Origin of the sequence: Companilactobacillus nuruki, assembly GCF_002872255.1 — a bacterium.
Lineage (GTDB): Bacteria > Bacillota > Bacilli > Lactobacillales > Lactobacillaceae > Companilactobacillus > Companilactobacillus nuruki.
Map to the genome: position 1 here is coordinate 70,818 of NZ_NIPR01000004.1, position 23,957 is coordinate 94,774.

At 34.6% G+C, this 23,957-nt stretch carries 22 protein-coding genes; 4 read left to right on the forward strand and 18 right to left on the reverse strand.

The window, feature by feature from the left end; genetic code table 11:
- Positions 1–2: 2 nt before the first annotated feature.
- From secA to CBP76_RS01930, 4 genes are all read right to left on the reverse strand, one after another.
- Positions 3–2,363 (reverse strand): preprotein translocase subunit SecA, encoded by a 2,361-nt coding sequence (gene secA, locus CBP76_RS01915; protein WP_102195242.1) that lies wholly within the window; start codon positions 2,361–2,363, stop codon positions 3–5.
- Positions 2,364–2,570: 207 nt separating this feature from the next.
- On the reverse strand, positions 2,571–3,119 hold the full coding sequence (hpf, locus tag CBP76_RS01920) for a ribosome hibernation-promoting factor, HPF/YfiA family (protein WP_102195243.1): 549 nt from the start codon (positions 3,117–3,119) through the stop codon (positions 2,571–2,573).
- A gap of 96 nt (positions 3,120–3,215) precedes the next feature.
- Positions 3,216–3,602 carry a ComF family protein gene (locus tag CBP76_RS13320; protein ID WP_245865538.1) on the reverse strand — a complete coding sequence of 129 codons (387 nt, stop codon included), beginning with the start codon at positions 3,600–3,602 and terminating at the stop codon, positions 3,216–3,218.
- A 290-nt stretch (positions 3,603–3,892) separates the two neighbouring features.
- Positions 3,893–5,203, reverse strand: a complete 1,311-nt coding sequence (locus tag CBP76_RS01930; protein WP_102195245.1) for a DEAD/DEAH box helicase family protein — start codon at positions 5,201–5,203, stop codon at positions 3,893–3,895.
- 22 nt (positions 5,204–5,225) lie between these two features.
- On the opposite strand from CBP76_RS01930, the gene CBP76_RS01935 reads away from it, so the two are divergent.
- Entirely contained in the window at positions 5,226–5,870 is a 645-nt protein-coding gene (locus CBP76_RS01935; RefSeq protein WP_245865541.1) for a YigZ family protein, read from the forward strand.
- A 55-nt stretch (positions 5,871–5,925) separates the two neighbouring features.
- Here CBP76_RS01935 and CBP76_RS01940 read toward each other — a convergent pair whose 3' ends face one another.
- The 14 genes from CBP76_RS01940 to CBP76_RS02005 form a co-directional block, all read right to left on the reverse strand.
- Positions 5,926–6,699, reverse strand: coding sequence for a helix-turn-helix domain-containing protein (locus tag CBP76_RS01940; RefSeq protein WP_102195247.1), 774 nt, complete (start codon positions 6,697–6,699; stop codon positions 5,926–5,928).
- Positions 6,700–6,840: 141 nt separating this feature from the next.
- Positions 6,841–7,926: a glycosyltransferase family 4 protein gene (locus CBP76_RS01945; protein WP_102195292.1), complete on the reverse strand. Its 1,086-nt coding sequence runs from the start codon at positions 7,924–7,926 to the stop codon at positions 6,841–6,843.
- A gap of 115 nt (positions 7,927–8,041) precedes the next feature.
- Positions 8,042–9,607, reverse strand: coding sequence for a ribonuclease Y (gene rny / locus CBP76_RS01950; protein WP_102195293.1), 1,566 nt, complete (start codon positions 9,605–9,607; stop codon positions 8,042–8,044).
- A 159-nt stretch (positions 9,608–9,766) separates the two neighbouring features.
- Entirely contained in the window at positions 9,767–10,867 is a 1,101-nt protein-coding gene (gene recA, locus CBP76_RS01955) for a recombinase RecA (RefSeq protein ID WP_102195248.1), read from the reverse strand.
- A gap of 88 nt (positions 10,868–10,955) precedes the next feature.
- Complete coding sequence (locus tag CBP76_RS01960) at positions 10,956–11,498, reverse strand: nicotinamide-nucleotide amidohydrolase family protein (RefSeq protein ID WP_102195249.1); 543 nt, start codon at positions 11,496–11,498, stop codon at positions 10,956–10,958.
- A 23-nt stretch (positions 11,499–11,521) separates the two neighbouring features.
- Complete coding sequence (pgsA, locus tag CBP76_RS01965) at positions 11,522–12,106, reverse strand: CDP-diacylglycerol--glycerol-3-phosphate 3-phosphatidyltransferase (RefSeq protein ID WP_102195250.1); 585 nt, start codon at positions 12,104–12,106, stop codon at positions 11,522–11,524.
- A gap of 79 nt (positions 12,107–12,185) precedes the next feature.
- Complete coding sequence (locus tag CBP76_RS01970; protein WP_102195251.1) at positions 12,186–13,028, reverse strand: helix-turn-helix domain-containing protein; 843 nt, start codon at positions 13,026–13,028, stop codon at positions 12,186–12,188.
- Positions 13,029–13,093: 65 nt separating this feature from the next.
- Positions 13,094–13,816, reverse strand: coding sequence for an elongation factor P 5-aminopentanone reductase (gene ymfI, locus CBP76_RS01975; RefSeq protein ID WP_102195252.1), 723 nt, complete (start codon positions 13,814–13,816; stop codon positions 13,094–13,096).
- Positions 13,817–13,819: 3 nt separating this feature from the next.
- Complete coding sequence (gene yfmH, locus CBP76_RS01980) at positions 13,820–15,058, reverse strand: EF-P 5-aminopentanol modification-associated protein YfmH (protein WP_102195253.1); 1,239 nt, start codon at positions 15,056–15,058, stop codon at positions 13,820–13,822.
- 1 nt (position 15,059) lies between these two features.
- Positions 15,060–16,334, reverse strand: coding sequence for an EF-P 5-aminopentanol modification-associated protein YfmF (gene yfmF, locus CBP76_RS01985; RefSeq protein WP_102195254.1), 1,275 nt, complete (start codon positions 16,332–16,334; stop codon positions 15,060–15,062).
- Positions 16,331–18,718, reverse strand: coding sequence for a DNA translocase FtsK (locus tag CBP76_RS01990; protein WP_102195255.1), 2,388 nt, complete (start codon positions 18,716–18,718; stop codon positions 16,331–16,333). Before CBP76_RS01990 ends, yfmF begins: the two co-directional genes overlap by 4 nt.
- Before the next feature lie 83 nt (positions 18,719–18,801).
- On the reverse strand, positions 18,802–19,245 hold the full coding sequence (locus tag CBP76_RS01995; protein WP_102195256.1) for a DUF1149 family protein: 444 nt from the start codon (positions 19,243–19,245) through the stop codon (positions 18,802–18,804).
- 11 nt (positions 19,246–19,256) lie between these two features.
- The gene (gene trmL, locus CBP76_RS02000) at positions 19,257–19,766 is read right to left on the reverse strand and encodes a tRNA (uridine(34)/cytosine(34)/5-carboxymethylaminomethyluridine(34)-2'-O)-methyltransferase TrmL (protein WP_102195257.1); all 510 of its coding nucleotides are present in this window, start codon (positions 19,764–19,766) and stop codon (positions 19,257–19,259) included.
- Between the two features lie 179 nt (positions 19,767–19,945).
- Positions 19,946–21,157, reverse strand: a complete 1,212-nt coding sequence (locus tag CBP76_RS02005) for an AI-2E family transporter (protein ID WP_102195258.1) — start codon at positions 21,155–21,157, stop codon at positions 19,946–19,948.
- 75 nt (positions 21,158–21,232) lie between these two features.
- Between CBP76_RS02005 and CBP76_RS02010 the strand changes: the two genes are divergently transcribed.
- The 3 genes from CBP76_RS02010 to CBP76_RS02020 all read left to right on the forward strand — a co-directional run bounded on the left by CBP76_RS02010 (position 21,233) and on the right by CBP76_RS02020 (position 23,845).
- The gene (locus tag CBP76_RS02010; protein WP_102195259.1) at positions 21,233–22,252 is read left to right on the forward strand and encodes a lactonase family protein; all 1,020 of its coding nucleotides are present in this window, start codon (positions 21,233–21,235) and stop codon (positions 22,250–22,252) included.
- Between the two features lie 33 nt (positions 22,253–22,285).
- Positions 22,286–23,122 (forward strand): undecaprenyl-diphosphate phosphatase, encoded by an 837-nt coding sequence (locus tag CBP76_RS02015; protein ID WP_102195260.1) that lies wholly within the window; start codon positions 22,286–22,288, stop codon positions 23,120–23,122.
- Between the two features lie 78 nt (positions 23,123–23,200).
- Positions 23,201–23,845 carry a copper homeostasis protein CutC gene (locus tag CBP76_RS02020; protein WP_166667152.1) on the forward strand — a complete coding sequence of 215 codons (645 nt, stop codon included), beginning with the start codon at positions 23,201–23,203 and terminating at the stop codon, positions 23,843–23,845.
- The last annotated feature ends 112 nt before the right edge of the window (positions 23,846–23,957 follow it).

A 23,957-nucleotide genomic window follows, 5' to 3' on the forward strand; every position in this document is an offset into this window, starting at 1 on the left:
TTTTATCTTTCCATATTTTGTCTGATTTCGGCCTTCATGAATAGTCTTGTAACATCATACTCAATATCAGAAACCATTTCTTCAAACATACGATATCCTTCTTCTTGATACTCAACCAAAGGATTCAATTGACCATAACCACGTAGTCCAATTGATTGGCGTAGTTGATCCATAGCATCGATATGATCAGTCCAATGTTCATCAACAACTCTAAGTATAACAACTTTTTCAAATTCTAGCATTTGTGAAGGATCGCCAAGCTGTTGTTTCTTTTCTTCATAGTTATTATGAACAAAGTCCATCAAGTATTTGACGATCTCATCCTGAGTTTTCAGTTGTAAATCAACTACACTCATTTCCTTATCGCCAACTAAGGCAGCCTTAGCAAAATCAGCAATTGCTTCTAGTTCCCAATCTTCTTGTTTACCTTGTGTATGTACATCAACTTGTGCTTTGATAGTACGTTCCATCATTGGAAGCAAGACACGATCTAAGTCCTTGTCTTCATTGATGACTTCCATTCGTTCCTTATAAATAACCTCACGTTGTTCACGCATAACATCATCATATTGAAGAGTGTTCTTACGTGTATCATAGTTATTACCTTCTACACGTTTTTGAGCTGACTCAACTTGTCTCGTCATCATACGACTTTGAATGACAGCATCATCATCTTCAATCTTCAAGGCTTTAAGAACACGTTTGATACGTTCTGAACCAAAACGTTTCATCAAGTCATCTTCCAGTGACATGTAAAATTGTGTCACACCTGGATCACCTTGACGTCCTGAACGTCCACGAAGCTGATTATCAATACGACGTGATTCATGACGTTCTGTACCTAGAACACATAAACCACCAAGATCTGTAACACCAGGTCCAAGTTTAATATCGGTACCACGACCAGCCATGTTAGTAGCAATAGTTACGGCACCACGTTGACCAGCATTCATAACAATTTCAGCTTCTTTAGCATGGTTCTTAGCATTAAGAACAGCATGAGGAATACCTTCTTGATCTAATAGTTTAGATAGGTATTCAGAAGATTCAACAGCAACTGTACCAACCAATAATGGTTGGCCCTTAGCATGACGTTCTTTAATATCCTTAACAACTGCCGCAAACTTACTCTTTAACGTTGGATAAAGAACATCTTCTTTATCTTCACGAATAACTGGCTTATTTGTAGGAATTGAAATAACTTCCATGTTGTAAATTTCTCTAAATTCTTCAGCTTCGGTCTTAGCTGTACCAGTCATACCTGATAACTTGTCATACATACGGAAGAAGTTTTGGTACGTGATATTAGCCATGGTCTTAGTTTCATCCTGAATTTCTACACCCTCTTTAGCTTCAATAGCTTGGTGCAATCCATCGGAATAACGACGACCATCCATAACACGACCAGTAAATTGATCGACAATCTTAACTTCGCCTTCTTGTACAACATAATCAATATTTAAACTCATGATGTAGTTAGCACGCAAAGCTTGATCCAAATGGTGGTTTAAAACAGTATTATCAATATCGTAAAGGTTATCTAAGCCAAAGTAATCTTCAGCTTTTCTAATACCTGTTTCAGTTAAACTAATTGACTTAGTTGGCCAATCAATCTTGTAATCATCCTTTTCAAGTGTTTTGGCAAAACGATCTGCACGAACATACATTGCAGTTGATTTTTCGGCAGCACCTGAAATGATCAAAGGAGTTCTAGCCTCATCAATCAAAATTGAATCGACCTCATCAACAATCGCATAGTGTAACGGACGCTGTACCATTTGTTCTTTATAAACAACCATGTTATCACGCAAATAATCGAATCCTAATTCACTATTAGTTGAATAAGTAATGTCACAATTATAAGCTGCACGTTTTTCTTCAGAATCCATACTGTTGATATTTAAACCAACACTCAATCCTAACCAATTGTATAGCTCACCCATTTGTTTAGCATCACGACCAGACAAATATTCATTAACTGTAACAACATGAACACCCTTGCCAGCCAAAGCATTCAAATAAACAGGTAATGTAGCGGTTAAAGTTTTACCTTCACCAGTTTTCATTTCAGCAATATTACCTTCATGTAAAGTAATACCACCAATCAATTGCACTCTAAATGGATAAAGTCCAAGGACTCTTTTAGCACCTTCACGAGCTGTAGCAAATGCTTCAGGTAAAATATCATCTAATGTTTCACCCTTTGCTAGTCTCTCTTTAAATTCAGGAGTCTTAGCTTGAAGTTCTTCGTCAGAAAGTTTGCTGTAAGCATCAGCGTAACTTTCAATCTTATCGGCAATCTTGCCCATACGTTTGACTTCTCTTTTGTCGCTTTCGACCCATTTTCTTAGTGGATTTGCCATATTAATATATCTCTCCTAAGTGTTATAAACATACTCTTAATAGTAGCATTTTTTTTTAAACTTTTAAACTTAATATCAATTAAACAGACTTTCAGAGTTACAATGATACACCATTTCTCTAAACTTTGTGTTAAGAATGCTTTACAATTTGTAATTTTAGAGCACAAAAAAGCTGAGACACTAAATGTCTCAGCTTTAAAATTATTTTTATTCGTTTGTTTCAATCAAACCATACTTACCATCATTACGTTTGTATACGATGCTGGCCCCATTAGTTTCTGAATCTTCAAAGATAAAGAACTCATGACCTAACATTTCCATTTGTAGAACTGCTTCTTCAGCATCCATTGGTTTTAATGATAGACGCTTTGTTCTAACAATTTCTGATTTATCATCATCTGTATCCTCAGATGTTACATCATCCAAAGGAATATCCTTTAGACTGCCACCTTCACGACTCTTACGATTTACACGAGTCTTGAATTTCTTGACCTGTCTTTCAAGTTTATCAACAACAAGATCAATTCCGGCATACAAGTCATCATTTAACTCTTCAGCCCTCAATGTAATATATGGCAATGGAATTGTTACTTCAACCTTTGTACCTTTTGAAGGGTATGTTTTCAAGTTTACATGAGCAATTGGATTACTTTCATCGCTAAAGTATTTCTCCATTTTAGAAATTCTTTTTTCGACATATTCGCGAATTGATGAAGTTACTTCGATATTTTCACCACGTACATTAATAGTTAACATAATAATCTCTCCTTCCGACGATAGGAAATTAAAGAGTGTTCTTACATCTCTTTAATGCAATTATAATATTCTCAGGCCAATATGACAACGTTTCCATCAGCTAGATAATGAAAACGTTGAAATATTTTTAAATCCTGACTCCCAAAATATATCATGAGCATACATCAAAGTTCTTCCCGTTGTATAAATATCATCCAAAATCAAAATACTCTGATTTTTTGACAACCTATTAATTTCTGGCAACGCCGAAAATGTTTGTGGAGTTTGTAATCGCTCCTGACGATCTTTTTGTGCCTGAGGCTTATCGGCATCTACTTTCACCAAAAGTAATTGTAAATCGAAGATATCTTTATACAATTCAAGGACCGGATCGAATCCTCGAAGCCGTTGATGGCTTTGACTAGATGGAATATAAGTAACCACATCAAATTGATTTTGTTTAGACCAGCTCATTATGTCTTTAAAAAATAACTTAGCTAACAAGACATCCCCATATCGTTTATACAGCTTGAAGTAGCTGTGTATGAACTGATTATACTCAAACAAAGCTTGATGGCAATTAATTATTTGATACTTCTGCTCCCAAATTTGACAATCTGAGCAAATACCAGAAACATTTGGCTTATAACACCTTAAACAATTGTTTTTATTTTTCAATGGTATCAACTGACTACGACATAATTGACATATATAATCCGGAATAATTTTTTTAAATAAAAATATCTCTTTTATTTTTAAATTATTTGTTATTGAATTACCACAGTTTAAACATTTCATCTTTTAGCCTGCCGATTTAGATAGTTGATCTCCCAACAAGCTTTACGGATTTGTTGATTATAATAACGATAATAAAAATGTACTTCATCATCAAAGGAATCTTTCCCTCTACCAGCCCTACCCGCTATCTGAATTAATGCTGTTTTAGAGAATTCCTTTGCCTGTGCCTCTAAAACTATCACTGTTATTTTTTTAAAAGTAACACCACGTTCCAAAATAGTCGTCGTTAATATTGCCTGGACATTCTTCTCACGAAATTGTTGAACCTTTTCTAATCTCAATTCATCTTTAGAACTAACGTCAACAAAAGTCAATGAGGGATATACCTTCTTTAATTTTTTAGCAAATGATTTCATCATTGGAATTTGTGGAAAAAATAACATAAAGCGCTGATTATTTTTAATTAATTTATCGAGATGTATTTTTAGAATAGGGTTTATTCCCCATAGTTCAATTTTTCTAAAAAGTAAATGGCAATAAGGCTCTGGCAGCGGATGTCCATGAAATCTTTGATATAGTCTAGTAATAGATATTTGTCCCTTATTAACCCTCATCAATAATTCTTTTGGAGGCGTTGCCGATAAATAGACGATCATACCTGACTTTTTCTTAGCTTTCTTGATTGCTTTGTGTAGCATCCTATTACCAGCTAACGGATATGAATCAACCTCATCAATTACTAAAACATCGAATGCATCTTCAAATCGCACTAATTGATGGACTGTTGATAACATTATCTGAGTCAAATGATATTTTTCGTCACTCTTCCCATGGAATAATCCTAACGTCGTGTTAGGAAATACCTTTTGTATTCTAGGAAATAATTCAATACAAACATCTACCCTTGGTGAACAAATTGCTATTCGCCTACCTTTTTGCAAGACTTGTTCAATCAAAGGAAAAATCATTTCGGTTTTACCAGCTCCAGTTACAGCCCAAATTAAATGGTCCTGCTTGTTCTCAAAGGCCTTTATAAGCTCTCTAACACCTCTCTTCTGATTAGAGGTCAATTGACCATTCCAATACAAATAATTGTTCTGAATGGGATATTTGACGTTTGTCGAGGAAATTAATAGTTTATCCGTTGACTGGATTTTTCCTAAGTTGATACATTGCCGACAGTATTGCAATTTAATCGGTAACTTAGGTAGTTCCATTAGGCAACGTCGACAAAATAGTTTATCATTTTTCTTAAACGTGGCCTCAAAGATTTTCGAACCACAATTCTGTAATTCATTTAAAACCATTGTATCTAACTCAGTAATATTAAAAATACGTCCACCTAAATACTCATTTATATTTGTCATACTAAAAATTACGCAAAGGAGAATGTTTTTGAAAAATTATAAAACTATTGCTCAGTCGGGGAGTTATGAAAAGGAAATCAAAAAATCGAGATTTATTGCTCATATTGCCCAAACTAACTCTGAAGCCGAAGCAAAAGACTTTATCCAGCAGATAAGGGATCAAGAGTCTGGCGCTACCCACAATTGCACAGCCTTTATCGTTATGGAAAATGTCTTGATTGAGAGAATGTCTGATGATGGGGAACCTAGTGGAACTGCTGGATCACCAATTCTAAATGTTTTACAACAACAGGAAATGCAAAACGTTACAGTTGTTGTCACCCGTTACTTTGGCGGTATAAAACTCGGCGCGGGTGGGTTAATCAGAGCTTATTCATCAACTACTGCTGAGGCTGTTAAATCAATAGGTTTGGTTGAGAATCGTATTCAACAGGGCTTTGAACTAACTATCCCTTATCATATGTTCGATAGATTTGAAAACTATGCCAAAAATGAAAAAATTATTTTGGAAGATAAACAATTTGCGGCAGATATTAAATGTCAAATATTCTTAGATTTGAAAACTGTCGATAAAGCTGTTCAAAACATCAAAGATTTGTTTCAGAATCAAATCAGAATTGTGGAAACAAAAAAAACTTATAAACAGGTTCCTATTGAAGCTAATTAACATACTATATAAGCCATCCTGATTTTAAATTTAATCAGGATGGCTTATTTATTTTTCAATATTTGTAATTATGCATTATAAAAATATTCGAATTATCCCTAATTCCCTTTGGAAGATTCTTTTTGCTATCTTGATATTCCTCATACATACCTCGATAATCAGCGTAATCTTCATACATATTATTACGAATTGAGTTTGGAATGGATTCCCAATCAACAAAGTTAATCCGTGATACGTAGAGTCCCCGATGTTCGACCATCGCAAATGGTTTATTATTCGGTGCCAAACCACCCTGAAATGTTAAAAATGAAGAATTTCCCCAAGCATCATCTGTTACTACCATATTTCTGAAAGGTATTCCTAAAGCTTTTGTATACTTTTTAGTTTTAGAATCCCTCAGGACATTTGAATAATCGGATTCAATCGCTGTCTTCTCCGTAGGTATTGCCGCATAGCCAATTTTAGTAGACATTAGTGGATTAAAACGGTCAATCCATTCATTTTGATATTGATAATTAGAGAAAAAGACATAACTCCCACCAATCAATACCAAAACTGACAAGATGACAAACAACCACAATTTATAAACTTTCTTCAATTTTAAATCTTTATCAATTTTTTCCACAGTTTCACTATCTCCCTTTAAAAACTCGTCTAAGGAAATCTTCAAAATGGAACTCAAATTTATCAATAAAGAAATATCAGGATAAGTTCTTCCTGTTTCCCAACTAGAAATCGTTTTATCCGAAACATTTAATCTCAATGCCAAATCTTTTTGAGTTAATCCTTCTTGCTTACGATATTTCTTCAATTGCTCATTTAATTCCATTTCGTCTCTCCTCAAACATAATTTAAAAGGTTTAAATAAATGTATACCATCCCACAAATGTAGAACTCAATAGATTCGGTCTCTGGAAACTGTAGAATTGTCTCTAGGGACAAAAAAAGCAGGCGCTATAACGGCACTTGCTTAATCTTTCTTTTCTAATCGTTTAACAAATTTCTGGATAGCTTTGAGGAGCGGTTGTCGATTGTCTCCAAGTAAACCGATTGATTCAATAAATAGCTCCAAACCAATAAAGACCCCAATCGTCAATAATACGCTTCCCCATAATGTTGACAGTGGATAAAGCATTGAAATAAAGGCAAATACTAATGACAAACCATAAATCACTAATACAGTTTGTCGATGTGACAAACCAAGTTGCATCAAACGATGATGTAAATGATGCTTATCCGCCTGCATGATTGGTTTCTTATTCAATAATCGTCTTAAAATAGCATAAACAGTATCAGTAATTGGAACACCCATTATTACTACTGGCATCAATAAAGTAATAAAAGTAACGTTCTTTAAACCCTTTAGAGAAAACACAGCCATCATAAATCCAATAAATAGTGATCCTGTATCACCTAGAAAAATACTAGCTGGATGAAAGTTATGTGGTAAGAACCCTACTAGGGCTGCCACCAAAACGAAAATCCAAATAGCAACATAAACATTAGTCAAATTGAGGAAGAAATAGGCCATAACTCCCATAGTGAACAACGCAATGATCGAAACACCTGTCGCCAATCCATCCAATCCATCAATCAAATTAACTGCATTTGTAATCGCAATGACCCAAATTATTGTTATCGGTAAACTCCACCAACCAAGTTCAAATGATCCAATAATTGGTAAGGTAACCTGATTCATCCTAATACCTGCTAAGAAATATATCACTAAAGCAGCAGCCAATATACCGGCCAATTTAGCCTTAGGAGACAATTCTCGAATATCATCAATGATTCCCGTCAAAATGATAATACATTCAGCCAAAAAAACACTGAATAACTCATGCGTTGGGAACTGTTCACGTAATAAGACAAACGTTGAAAAGTTAAATGCAAGAAAGATAGCCAAGCCGCCCATTGTAGGCATCGGCTTTATATTTACACGACGTGCGTTAGGTTTATCAACCGCTCCCAAAATATAAGCTAGCTTAACTACAAAGGGAGTTATCGCAGCCGATACTATCATTGTTAAAAATAATTTTACTATTACACTAAACATACCCGACATATTTAGAAAAACTCACTTTCCATTAATAGAACAATTATACAATATCTAAGGCTCAATCCAAAAAGAAATTAAAAAAGAGCGTATCTAAAGACACACCCCTTGATAATTATTTTGCTAATTCAACTTTTCTAACTTCACGGACAACTGTAACTTTAATATGTCCAGGATATTCAAGGTTCTCTTCAATCTCACCTTTCATATCACGAGCCAAAATTGCGGCTTGGTCATCAGAAATCTGTTCTGGTTTTACCATAACGCGAATTTCATGACCTGCCTGAATTGCATAACTATGATCAACACCTTCATGTTTATCAGCGATTTCTTCGAGCTTTTCAAGTCTATGGATATAATTTTCCATTGATTCTGATCTAGCTCCAGGACGTGATGCTGAAATAGCATCAGCCGCTGCGACAATCGTTGCAATAAGTGATGTTGGTTCCACATCCCCATGATGTGAAGCAATTGTATTAACAACTACTTCTGGTTCTTTATACTTGGTTGCGATATCTACACCTATTTCTACGTGTGATCCATCAACCTCACGATCGATAGCTTTACCGATATCGTGTAATAAACCTGCTCGTTTTGCTAGCATAACATCTTCACCCAATTCAGCAGCCATTACAGCGGATAATTTAGCTACCTCTATTGAGTGATTCAAAACATTTTGACCGTAACTCGTACGATATTGCATACGTCCAATAATTTTAATTAAATCTGGATTTACTGAACTGATACCCAAACTATAAATAGTCTGCTCACCAGTCTCACGAATATGGTCGTCCATTTCTTTTCTAGACTTATCGACCATCTCTTCAATGCGAGCTGGATGGATACGGCCATCTTCAATCAGTTTTTCCAAGGCCATTCGAGCAATCTCACGTCTGACCGGATCGTATGCACTTAATGCGACTGCTTCAGGAGTATCATCAATAATCAAATCGACACCCGTAAGCGCTTCAATGGTACGGATATTTCTACCCTCTCGACCAATAATTCTCCCCTTCATATCTTCATTAGGCAATGTAACAGTAGTAACAGTTGATTCTGAAACAGTATCAGCTGCACTTCTTTGAATAGCAGCAACAATCAAAGCTTTAGCGTCTTTTTCAGCCTTTTGCTTTGCTTGTTCATCACTTTCTTTAATCATCTCAGCACGTTCATGAACTAATTCTTTATTCAACTTGCCAAGAATAATTTTTCTTGCTTGTTCCCGAGTTAAGTTACTTACTCTTACCAGCTCCGCTTGCTGTTCTTTAAGAGTATCAGTCAATTGTTTATCTTTTTCATCAAGTTTATGTTGTCTGGCTGAAATATTGTTCTCGTTATTTTCGATATTTTCCTCACGCTTTTCAAGCGATTGGTCTTTTTTATCCAAAATATCTTGTCTTTCCAGAACACGATTTTCTTGTTTCTGAATTTCTCTACGACGTTCTTTCAATTCATCTTCTTGTTTCTCACGATAACGATGAACTTCATCTTTTGCCTCAAGTAGTTTTTCCTTTTTAAGGGACTTAGCGGCCTTTTCAGCGTCTGAGACAATATCCTCAGCAGTTTGTTTTGCTTGTGAAAGTTTTTTCTCGTAAGCATCCTTACAGAATGCATATCCAAAGAGTATACCTACGATTAATGCTACTACAGCGAAAGAGAAGGTTATGATAGCAGGATACATATGATACATGCTATTACCTCCATGTTTGCTTTTTAAAAAAGTTTGTTTGTAAAAATTTTGAATGTTACAGATTATTTACATACAACTTAATATTATAGAATAAATATGACCTGTCAACCAAATAAAACTAAAAAAGAGACCATTAAGGCCTCTTTTTATTTAATTTTTTTCTTTTTTATCTGAATCTAGGTTCAAATCAAGATTTTTTTCGTCTTCTTTAGCTTCAGTTTGATCCGAATCTTCACCAGTTTTTTCTTCTTCTGGTTTTCCATCCATTCCATAAGCATCACGAACTTTTTTCTTAATTTCTTCCATTTTTTCAGGATTCTCAGCCAAATAGGTCTTAGCATTTTCTCTACCTTGACCAATTCTTTCATCACCGTATGAATACCACGAACCAGATTTATCAATAATATCCTTATCGACAGCCATATCGACTAATTCACCAGTCTGAGAAATACCATGTCCATACATAATATCAACAAGGGCAATCTTAAATGGAGGTGCAACCTTGTTCTTAACAACTTTAATCTTAGTACGGTTACCGATCACATCAGTACCATCTTTAATTTGTTCGGCACGGCGAACCTCAAGTCTAATTGTTGAATAAAACTTCAACGCACGACCACCAGGTGTTGTTTCAGGATTACCAAACATAATACCAACCTTTTCACGAATCTGATTAATGAAAAGTGCAATTGTTTTGGTCTTATTGATAGATCCAGAAAGCTTACGTAAAGCTTGTGACATTAGTCTAGCTTGTAAACCAACATGTGAATCACCCATGTCACCCTCAATTTCAGCACGTGGAACCAAAGCGGCGACAGAATCAACAACAACAATATCAACGGCACCACTGGATACCAAAGCATCAGCAATCTCTAAACCTTGTTCACCGGTATCAGGTTGTGATAGCAATAGGTCATCAATATTAACGCCTAGGGCAGTAGCATATGCCGGGTCCATAGCATTTTCAGCATCTATATATGCAGCAGTACCACCTTGTTTTTGTACCTCAGCAACAGCATGCAAAGCCACAGTTGTTTTACCAGAACTTTCAGGTCCATAGATTTCAACAATTCTTCCACGTGGAAATCCACCGACACCTAAAGCATTGTCAAGAGCTAATGAACCACTAGAAACAGTTGAGATCTGTGTGTTCAAATCATCACCCATTCTCATAATGGCACCCTTACCAAAATCCTTTTCAATCTTTTTTAAGGCCACGTCTAAAGCCTTTTGACGTTCATCTTTTGCCAAATTGATTTCCTCCTAATGCATTCATCATTAGTTATATTATTAGTAATTAGTAAAAAAAGCAAGAAAAAAGCGAACAAATGTTTGTTCGTTATATAATTTCTTGAACGAGAGCAAATCCACAAAGAACCGATTTTTCACGAATTGCCTGACGTGTGCCAGAAAAATGAAATTCTTTAACTATCTCTTCGTTATTTTTCTTGTTATAAGCACTTATGAAGACTGTACCAACTGGATTACCTTCTAGTGGGTCAGGACCAGCTACACCGGTAAAACCAACTCCAATGTCAGCCGATAATTTTTGAGCCGATAATTCAGCCATTGCCTGTGCAACTGGAGCACTGACAACAGTATATTGAGTGATCAAATTTGGATTCATTCCCAAAACTTGTACCTTAACCTCATCAGAATAAGTTACAAATCCGCCATCAAAAATATTAGAAGCACCTGGTATAGCAGCTATTGTAGCTTGAAACAAACCAGCTGTTAAACTTTCTGCTGCTGTAATCTTTAATTGCGATTTTTTCAACAAATCAACTGTTTGTTCAGGAAAGCCGGAATATTCAGTTGGTAATCCATTTTCAAAATTATCTTTTTCAATTGTCTTAAAAATTTCAGCTACTTTACTTTTCATTGCTCTCTCTTTCAAATTACGTATTATGATTTGAAAATTTCTCTACTTTGATAAAAATAATCAGCACCAGAATAAATAGTGAAGATTAAACAGATATACAAGAAAATTTCACCAATAGGTATATTAATAGCAGAGAAGAAAATATTATGCATTAATAAGAAAATAATTGCTAACATTTGTGTGGTTGTTTTGATTTTCCCAGGCATTTGAGCAGCCATAACTTTACCACCAACCTCAAGAACGATTGTTCTAAGACCAGTAACTGCCAATTCACGACAAACAATGATAGCTACTACCCAGGCTGGAGCCATTTTGAAACTTACTAAGAAGATGAAAGCTGTCATGACTAACATCTTATCGGCTAGTGTATCCGCAAACTTACCAAAATTAGATACTAAATTATATTTACGGGCTATTTTACCATCAAGTAAGTCTGTCAACGATGCTATGATAAACACGACTGTTGCTAAAACATGATTCATAGGTATCAAATCATTAGCAACATAAATATCTCCTAAATTGGTCCAATTAAATGCCAATAAAATAATAAATATTGGAATCAGAATTATCCTTAGCATTGTTAATTTATTTGGTACATTCCAAACCATTAAAATATCCTCCAAAAATTACATAATTTTTCTAACAAAATAATGGTGCCCACCCTAAAAAGAATTAGACACCATTATTTTATTTTTCAATATTAAACGTCAAAGTCTTAACGATAGTGCTACCACTTTGAGACTTAGATAAATCAACATCCTTGCCGTCAATTGTGATCTTAGTATTCGTTACATTACCAGTTTGAATACTAAATGTTGTTGTATCACTAGGTACAGTAGTTGACTTCTTTTCATCAGCACTCAAAGCCTGTTGCCATGTCGTATTTGAACCTTCGCTAAATTGAACCCAAGCTTGACCGCCACTTCCTTCAACAACTACTTTTAAGCCACTTGAAGGAGCATTAGTGATTGTATAAGTACCCTCAGTACTTGATTCTTTAACTGTAAGTTCAGAACTAGTACTCTTTTTTGCCTTAGTAGTTGTTTTCTTAATCGTAGTCTTTTTGGTCGTTTTTTTAGTTGTTTGTGTTGTATTATCCTTTGGAATCGTCACACTTGAAGCATTTTGATTACGGTGAACCATTCCAAAAGCTATTACACCAATAATAACAAGAACGACAATACCTACAATAATTTGAGGAATATAGTTACCCAAATTAGAAAAGAAAGAATTTGACTCTTCCTTGATTGAACGAGTCTTAGTTTCTTCTGGTTTAGCCTCTTGAGTTGGTTGAGAATTAGGAATCTCAGCCTTATATTCTTCTAATAAGTCATCGCTAGACATTCCGACAGCATCAGAATATTGTTTGATAAAAGCTCTGACATAAAAATCACCAGGAAGATGATCAAATTGACCTTCTTCAATAGCAATTAGATATCTTTTTTGAATTTTTGTGATTTGTTGTAAATCATCAATTGTGTATCCTTTTTTGATACGTGCATTTCTTAACTTTTGGCCAATTTCGTCCATTATTTACCACCAATTAACTAATTTTTCTAAGTATAACATATATTATTATCCAACTACTAGCGACCTTATAACAACCAGCCACCAGCAAAATAAATCGTTTGTCCCGTTAAATAATTTGATTCAATATTAACTAGATAACTGACTAAATCAGCTATCTCATCAGGATTTGCCAACCTATCAGCCGGTATTTCATCCTTAACATTTTCTAAATCTTCACTAGAAAATTCCTGTGTATTCATTTTAGTATTCACAGCACCAGGCGCAACAACATTAACAGATATTCCAAGAGAAGCTACCTCTTTAGCATATGAATCTGCAAAAGAAGACATTGCTCCTTTTACTGTACTGTAAACTACTTCCATGGCTGAGCCAATTTTTCCATAGATAGAACCAATAAAAACAATTCGTCCATGATGCGTCTTGGCCAATTTCCCCTGCAATTGTTTCAGTATCAACATTGGTAATTTGACATGAATATTCCATAAAGAATCAATTTCTTCTTCAGAAATATCAACAAATAACTTGTAATATGTATTTCCCTGAGCAAAAACTACTGCATCTAAAGCAAATATTTGTTCGACCAAATCTTCAACTTTATCATGCTCCATATCAAACTTGATTGGTATGAAATCTTGTTCAGGATACTTCTCCACAAGTTCCGTTCGCAGCTTTTCAATTCGCTCTTGATTTCGATTATAGTGCAGATATAAAGACCACCCCTTTTGGGCTAGTTTTTTTGCACTACTTGTTCCGATATCTCCAGAACTTCCCATAACTAATGCATACATGTCTTACTTCCTACTTGGTAAAAGATTGTAATAGGTGCAATTATTATCTTTTAAGAACTTCGCTGATATTTCCAATACATCGTCTTTCTTTATTGAATCAATCATGTGAATTAATTGTAGGTAGTCGACATCATAAAAATATAGCTCTGCCATTTGATTAGCAATCGCCTCAGGCGAATTTTGAGCAAATAGATATGACCCGATCGCATCACGCTTAATTCTTTCAAATTTTGTATCAGACAAAACCTTCTTTAAGGATTCATATGAAAGATGAGAACGTAAATATTCTTGAAATTGTTCAGGATTATTAGTTGACCCACTAATAATGATAAAACAATAGTTGTTTTCTGCAACAACATTATAAGAAAAACTATCATCAATTATATTTAATTTACTCATCTCTTGATAATTCTTAGAAGATTCGCCAATTAAAGTTTCCATTATCATATTCAATTCAAATTGTTTCTTAACCAAACCATAGCCAGTCATTTTAGTATCTATTCGAATTCCATAAGCTGAACGGGCCTGGCTAATATCCATATTCTCTTGACCACCTTGACCAATCGGTGCAAATTCATTAAATACTTTTTCTATTGGTGTCTCTATTGGACGAAAATCAGATTCTTCAACAATATTTTCAACTTTTTCAAAATCAACATCACCAACTAAAACCAAATCCATATTATCAGGTCGATAATTTTGATGATAAGTTTCTAAAAGATTATTACGATTTATCTGTTGCAAAGAAGCACTTGAACCAGCAATATCTTCAGCAATTGGATCATTAGGATATAGTTGACCCAAAATTCTTTGTTCCAAAACCCATTCGGGCATATCCAAGTACATTTGAATTTCTTGATCAATAATCCCACGTTCAGAAGCCACATTTTTATCAGTGAAATATGGATTCTGAACTAAATCTAAAAGAATCTTCAAATTATCATAAGGATTATCAAGAGTCTGAAATAAGTAAGCTGTTTTAGTATAGCTGGTATAGGCATTAGAATTAGCGCCATACTTAGCAAACTTCTCGGAAACATCATATTCCGGTTTGGCAAATAATTTATGTTCAATAAAATGGGCTATCCCAGACGGCAACAGACCATTTTTAGTTTTAGTATCAACCGATCCAAAATTTGTCATGGCTAAACCATAGACTTGATTAAAACCTGCCATTGGCACAACGCTGATTTGTAGACCATTATCCAATTTTTTTGTTTGTTTCTCTAGTTTTTCCGTCATCCTAATCTCCAATCAACTGATATTGTGCAATTGAGTGCATATTATCCGCTACACTAGCAATATGTTCACGATCCAAACTTTCTAATTCAGCTTGAAATTGCTGGTCTGTCAATAAGGTCTTTGGATAAACAGTTTCCCAAATGCTTTGCATTATATAATACTGAATCGAATCAGTTGAAATTTTACGGCGTGTTAACATGACCTTTTGAGCATGATCAATCTGTGCATCAGTAAATTTACCATGTTTAATAAAATCAATTTGTTGATTAATTAATTCTAAAGCTTTATCAATCGAATCAGCATCAAGTCCAGCCTGAATCATTACTAGATGATTAAGTGGTTGATAAGTACTTGAAACTGAATAAGCCAAACTATTCTTCTCACGAACTTGCTGGAACAATTGTGACTGATCATCACCACCCAAAATCAAGTTCATGATCTGTGGTGCCAAACGATTGTATTTCTTAGAAACACCCTCAGTTGCATAGGCTAAAGCAATTCGACTCTGATTCAAATGTTTGTGATCAGTTTGATTTACAGGGCTCTTAACTAATTCTTCAAATTTATCAAATTCAATTTGTAAATCATTACGATCATTATTCATTTGATTATAAAAATCACTATTTTTCAATTCTTCAAAAAATTCATTCTCATCGACGTTTCCAACCACATTGATAACAATCGTATCGTTTTTTATAACGTCATAATAAGTTTGTAAAAGTTTCTCATTAGTCAAATCATTTAATTGCTCAATATTTCCAAAAATTGGTATTTGTCGATTGGGATTATCCCGATAAATCAGTTTAGCTAATCCTAAGGTACTAACCAAATCTTGATTATCTTGAATTGAAACTAAATTTGACATTAAGTTTCTTTTTTCAGTTTCAAAAGCTGTTTCATCGAATTTATTTCCAGACAAGTTAGGCTTAAAAATAATTTCACCCAAAAGCTCTAAGTTATCTTTTAACTGATCCTGTCCATCAATTAGAAAATTAGGATCAGCGAATTCAACACTGAAAGCTAAATCATTAAAATTTAACAAATTACGTGTGAAAACATTTATTTCTGAACCATATAATTCCATTTCACGATCATTTATCGCCCGAAAACTAGGATAATCAGCAGTTGAATTGGACATAACATTAGCCAATAAACGGCGACTGGTAGTTTCTTCTTTATTTAACGGACGTAAAAAATCTATTTGAATTTTTATTGTACGAAATTTTTTGATGGGATTAATATTTAAGAAAATATTCTTTGCTAATGTTTTTCTCAATTTTTCACCTGATTTTTCTTAATTGTTTCTAATTGTTCGGGTGTGATTAAAACCTTTCTCGGCTTACTACCCTCTGAAGGTCCCACGATACCCTTATTTTCCATTTCGTCAACCATTCTTGCAGCTCGATTATATCCAATGGCAAATCTTCTTTGAAGCATTGATACACTTGCTGATTGTTGATTAACGATTAAGTCAACTGCATCGTCCCAATATTCATCCTCTGGTTTATCACCACTATCAGAATTGCCATCATCAATATCAGTCGGGATCATATCTTCATCATAATCGGCTTCTTGTTGATTACTTACGAATTTAACGACATTCTCAACCTCAGATTCAGAAATATAGGCTCCCTGTAATCTAACTGGTTTGCTCTTCCCAATTGGCTGGAATAACATATCGCCACGTCCAAGTAATTTTTCAGCTCCGACAGCATCCAAGATGGTTCTGGAGTCAACACCACTTGAAACCGCAAAAGCAATTCTAGAAGGAATATTAGCTTTGATAAGCCCTGTAATAACATCTACCGATGGACGCTGAGTTGCAATAATAATATGCAAACCAGCTGCACGAGCCATTTGAGCTAGACGAACAATTGCTGCTTCTACTTCATGCCCAGCTACCATCATTAAATCGGATAACTCATCAACAATAACAACGATATAAGGCAGACGCTCCATTTTATCTTCATCACTGGCCGTTTCATTAAACTTATCAACATCATCATTGTATTCACCTATATTACGGTGACTGGTTTCCGCAAATAGTTTATAACGGCGTTCCATCTCTTTAACCGCCTTCTGCAAGGCACCAGCGGCTCTTCTAGCATCGGTAACAACTGGAATCAGCAATTGCGGTATACCGTTATAAACATTCAACTCAACCATCTTAGGATCAATTAAGATCAATTTCACCTCATCTGGTTGAGCCTTCATTAAAATTCCTGTAATAATTGTATTGATAGCAACTGACTTACCACTACCAGTCGAACCTGCAATTAATAGATGGGGCATTTTAGTAATATTAGCTTCAATGATATTACCAGAAACATCTTTACCTAATGGGACAACTAAAGGATTCGTTTTATCCTTTTGATGCTCAGTAATATCCCTAAATGAAACTGTTGAAATGGTTTTATTAGGAACCTCAATCCCGACAAATGGTTTGCCTGGAATAGGAGCTTCAATACGAATATCTTTTGCAGCCAAAGCCAAAGCCAAGTCATCAGCTAGGTTAACAATCTTACTTACCTTAACTCCAACTGCAGGTTGAACTTCATATTTAGTAATTGTTGGACCCAAACTAGCATTCTTAACCTCAACATCAACACCAAAACTTTTAAATGTTTGACGTAATTTTTCCTTATTCTCATCAATTAGTCGAACCTCGGACGTTTGATCCGCTTGAGTTACCTGTTTCAAAAGATCAACTCCTGGCAATTGATAACCCTCACCATTGGAATTATTAGTTTTTCTTGAACTTATTGGTGTTGGTAAATCTTTACCACCATCGCCCATCCCAGATGGTTCATTTTCAATTTCAGCACTGGCAGCCATATCTTCATTAGCTGAAACAGATGATGATTCCGTCTCATCTGGAACATATTTAGGAAAATCATCATTTGGTGTTTTATACTTCAAACCATCATCAACATTAGCTGTACTATTCTTTTCTTCAGGTTCTGGATTCTCCATTACTGGGGATTGCGTCGACGTTTTAGTTTCATTATTATTCTTTTGATCAACATAGTTATTATAATGGCCTGACAAACCATCTTTTATCTTAATAATCCATCCCTTAAAACGTATCAATATATCAGCCATAATGACCGACATTTGATGCATAGTCACATTAAAGACCATCAATACACCAATAATAATTAATAACGCCGTCACAAAATAAGTTCCTACTGTGGAGAACATTGGCATAAAGAAACTATACAAATACGAGCCAATCATCCCTCCGCCGACAGATCCATCAACTGATACTTGTGTTATGTCAGCAGCTAATGTGTTCCATGTAACAAGATTATAGTTGTGATAAAGCGACATACTCGAAAAGAATATGCTATGCAAAATTATTAATACACCTAGATATATAAAGATAAATCCAAAGTTTCGTTTTAGTTTCATAAGGGGCGGATGTCCACTAGCAAAAATCACCGCCGCTACAAAAATACTGATAAGTAGTAAAACTGGATAACTATCCCCCACAAAAATCCGATATAGATTATCGAAGGTTTTACCGACCAATCCGAATTTAAATAACCCTAAAATCGACAAAATAATCCACAACAAACTCAATAACGATCTAATAAGTCGTGAATTATCAACGGTTCTTTTTCTCTTTCTAGGCTTTGTAGTTGCCTTTTTTCTTACCATAAGTACCTCACGTGAATTTAAAAATTAATCATCTAAAATTATACCTTTTTTGAACGTTAAAAAAAACAGCCCTACTGGACTGTTTATTTATCTTCATGTTTCTTTAAATCATTCATTGCATCATTAGGTTTAATTTCAGGTTTATTAGTAAAGTTTAAAGAAACACCATGATTCAATGTAACACTAGTTATTTGATAAGTTAAGGTCTCAATATATTCAACCACCGGTCTTGATAATTGTTGAACTTGCTTAGCATCAAGATCCTCAATTTCGTCGTGATAGCCGACAGGTTGAACAACCTGACCGATTAATCCAGATACTTTAAAGGGAGCATCTTGAACATGAATTTCAAAAGGAACAACAACTTGAAAAATTTTTCCTTCATCTTCATTAATCGGTTGACCATCTTCCCCCTTCAAATCAGGATGTTCAATTTGAATATTTAAATCAGTTTTTACATCGGCACTCGGTGATTCTATATCATAATGAAATGATTGAACTGTTACTGCACCTTTATTAATTTTCATAATAATAACCCCTAATCTAATTTATCGTGTTCATAATGATGGCTTAATTCTAATCCAGCAAAGTTTTGTTGACGAACGGCCTCATAAATAACCAAAGCTGCACTGTTAGATAAATTCAAGGCACGAATATTATCGCTCATAGGAATTCTCAAACATTTATCAGGATTACGACGCATAAAATCCTCTGGCAAACCAGTTGTTTCTTTCCCGAACAAGAAGTAGTGATCTACCGATGTATCGCTAAAGTCTTGATCACTATAAACCTTATCAGAGAATTTAGTAATTAAATATAAATACTTATCGTCTGGAACAGATTTTAAGAAATCATCCAAATTATCATGATAAGTAATATCAACTTTTTCCCAATAATCTAAACCAGCACGTTTCATATGAGAGTCATCAGTACTAAATCCTAATGGACGAATTAAATGCAATTTGGTATTGGTTCCTGCACAAGTTCTAGCAATATTACCAGTATTTGCAGGCATTAATGGTTCATATAATGCAATATGGTTAGTCATTATTTATCTCCTTTAACAAAAAAGCGCATACCCTCGGTGATAACCACAGCAAGGACATGCGCTAGTATAGCCTCTCGTTTACTTGCTTTTGTCAAAATCGCTTCTGAGAAAAACAAATAACCACAAAACTCAAGGAATATTATATACGATATACCCGGTCTAGACAATATATTTTTGAATTATTTGTGAATTTTCTCCGAAGTATCTGTGTCATCCGTTTCTTCTTCATCTTCGCCGCTCTCTAAAAGCTCTTCTTCACTATACCAGCTAGAATTTCGCTTGAACCAGTTAAACATTCTAGTAAAAATAATTTTCAAAATGGCAAAAATTGGAATACCTGCAATCATTCCCACTAGTCCATACATTCCAGCCGAAACTAGCAAAACAAGAATTGTTGTTACAGGATGCATCTGCATTTTATTACCGACGATTATTGGGGAGATAACACGTGTCTCAACTGTTTGTTCAACTGCAAATACGATCAAAACTTTCAACACCATTGATGGTGCAATAAATGCAGCAATAACAAGTGATGGAACCAAGGCCAACGTTGAACCAATATAAGGGATCAAATTCAAAATACCAGCAACAATCCCTAATATCAGAGCATAACGTTGCCCTATGATCAAGTAGCCGACAAAGAACATTACGGCAACCCAAAACGCTACCGTTAACTGTCCCGTTATATATGAACTAAGTGATTGACTTATTTCAGAAAGCATATCACCGACTGACTTTTTAACACGATCAGGCATAAACTTAATGACTGATTCCTTAAACTTCTTATCATCCTTCAGCATGAAAAACAAAATGAACGGCGCTGTCATTAAAATAACAACAACATTAGTTAATACACTTACTGCTGAACTAATATTATTCATTGTTTGTGGTAAGATTTGATCCATTGATTTTTCAAAACTCTTAGTTACACTTGCATTTGTTTCAACCAAACGTTCTCTAAATATGTGCAACTTAGGATCAGAAAACATATTTTGAAGGCTACTGTTCAAAGAGTCCCAATACTGAGGCCAGTTTTTGATTAGTGAATCAACTTGGCTTTGGACAAAGGGAATCAATGACATAACGCCCCAAATCAATAATGCCAAAATAATAATAAAAACAAACGTAATAGAAATAATTCGATTTACATGAAATTTGTTCTCTAAAACGTTAATCAATGGATTGATCAGATAATATAATACCAACGCCAAAATAACTGGTGGCATCGTTATGCCAAGTATTTGATTTATTGGTTTAAAAACAAAGCTGATCTTGGAAAATAGAAAAATAATTAAAAATACTAAAAATACATTAATTAAAACCACGGTCAATTGATTATTAAGAAACCATTTATAAAACCAAGTTTTTTTTCTATCCGATGTTTCTTTCATTTATTGTCCCCCAAATTTTCTCTACTAAGATTATACTGTATATTATAATACTATACATTATTTGGAGGAATTCTAATGATTGAAAAGGTTCTCTTTAGTGGTTATACAAAAAAAGCCGGAAAAGGCGTTTATAAAGCCGACTTTAATTCTGACAATGGTGAATTGACAACACCAGAGGTTTTAGTTGAACTAAATGGTCCAACTTATATCGATGTTACCAACGACCTGAAATTAATTGCTTTAGCAAAGAAGGATGATCGTGGTGGTATCGTCATCTATGATATTAACGGTGACACTCCTAAATTATTGGACGAAGATTATTCAGAAGAAACATCACCTTCATACGTCAAATTCGATGCTAGTCGTAATTTGATTTTTAGTGCTTATTTCCATTTAAGTAAAGTCAAAATCGATCATCTAACTGATGAAGGAAAAATTGAACATTATTCTGAGGTAAGGTTTGAAGGACATGGTCCCCGTGTTGAACAAGATCAATCAAAGCCTCACTTTAGTGCCTTAACTCCTGATGGAAAATTAATTATTTGTGATTATGGTGCCGATCGTATTTACATTTACGATATTGAGGACCCTCAAAAGCCAAAACTAATGAATAATTATATTGCTCCTGCTGGGTATGCTCCTAGACACTTAGTATTTAACCCTACAAAGCCTTATGTATACGTTGCATGTGAATTAGCATCTAAGATACTTGTAATGGAATACAATGCTCAAACGGCCGGTTTAACGCTTGTCGACGAAGTTGATGCTGCTAAAGATGAACAAAAAAATACTACAGCCGCCATTCGTATCAGTAAAGATGGTAAATTCTTATATGCTTCAACCCGTGGTGCTGATACAATTGTCACCTTCAGCGTCGATAAAAATGGTGATCGTCTAAAGAAATTAAATACCGTTTCTACAAATGGTAAAGGACCTAGAGACTTTGATCTTGATCCATCCGAAAAATATGTTGTTGTTCCTAACCAAGATTCAGATGACCTATCAATCTTCAAGCGTAATCCTAACAAGGGAATTCTAACCAAAATTGGAAATAATATTTCCATTCCTGAGTGTACTTGTGTACACTTTATCTAGTTCCAAATTTAATCAGGAGAATAATTATTAATTATGTTCATTGAAATTATTAAAACCATCATCCTTGGTATCATCGAAGGTTTTACAGAATTTCTACCTATCAGTTCAACTGGACATTTGTATTTAGCCGATGAATTCGTTAAATTAAACGAACCAACAGCATTTATTAATATGTTTATGGTAGTTATTCAATTCGGGGCAATTTTAGCGGTTATCCTAATCTATTTCCACAAATTGAATCCATTCTCTCCTAAAAAGAATCATCGTGAGAAAAATCAAACTTGGAGTATTTGGTTTAAGGTAATTCTAGCTATTATTCCTTCCGTTGTCATTGGTTTACCTTTAAATGATTGGATGGATAAACATTTAACAAGCTGGCAAGTTATTTCTGCCACTCTATTGATTTACGGTATTCTTTTCATCGTTGTTGAAAATTGGCTCAAGGACAAACGTCCTCAGACTGCTGACCTAGATCATTTATCATATAAGACGGCATTTGAAATCGGGTTATTCCAAGTACTTTCATTAGTCCCTGGTACATCACGTTCAGGTGCTACCATCTTAGGTGGTATGACCGTTGGTACATCAAGATTCGTTGCAACTGAGTTTTCATTTTTCCTAGCTATTCCAACTATGTTTGGCGCTAGTCTTTTGAAAATCGCCAAATATTTTATGCATGGAAATACTTTTACTGGAGATCAAATAGTAATTCTTCTAATTGGTACCTTTGTTTCATTTATCGTTGCCTATGCTTCAATTAAGTTCTTACTTGATTACATTAAGCGCAATGACTTCAAGGCCTTTGGTTGGTACAGAATTATTTTGGCAATCATCGTTATTGCTTACTTTGGTTTAAAAACTATTCTATAAAAGAACGTCTACGGACGTTCTTTTTTTTATAAATATTGTTAGAATGTAATTACATCAAACGAAGAGAGGCTAATCATGATTTTTAAAGAAGTAGCTGTAGAAAATTTCACAAAAATCCCTACTGCCGTTTTAAAGGGTGCAAATCGAATCGAATTGAATGATAACTTGGCAGTCGGTGGTACTACACCAAGTCTAGGTGTTCTTCAAGAAGCCACTAAATATCTTCAAGAAAAGTCTGTTCCTGTGGTCGAAATGATTCGTCCCCGTGGCGGAAACTTTGTTTATAATGATTTGGAAATCAAAATGATGGAGGCTGACCTCTTTCAAGCTCAAAAATTTGGCGTAGATGCAGTAGCATTTGGCGCACTAACAAATGATGGCAATCTGGATGAAGATGCCATGGAACAATTAATTGCTGCTTCGGCTGGTATGCAGATTGTATTTCATATGGCATTTGACGCCTTGGCAGAAGATAATAAAAAAGATGCAATTGATTGGTTAATTGATCATGACGTCGATAGAATCCTTACCCATGGCGGTCCTTTAACAACACCTATTGATCAAACCCTTGGTAATATTAAGAAATATATTGACTATGCGGATGGTCGTATTACCATTTTGCCTGGTGGTGGAGTTAACTTCAAAAATGTTGATGAAATTGCTGAGAAACTTGATGTTAAAGAATTGCATGGTACTAAAATTATTGATGGAGTTAATAACTAAAGTACTTCGATTGCAAAATACGTTTCACTAATCTGATCTACTTTGTTTATGTTTCATTAGGGGTAAGTGTTAGATAGATTCTATTTTTATACATTGCAATAAATGTAAATAG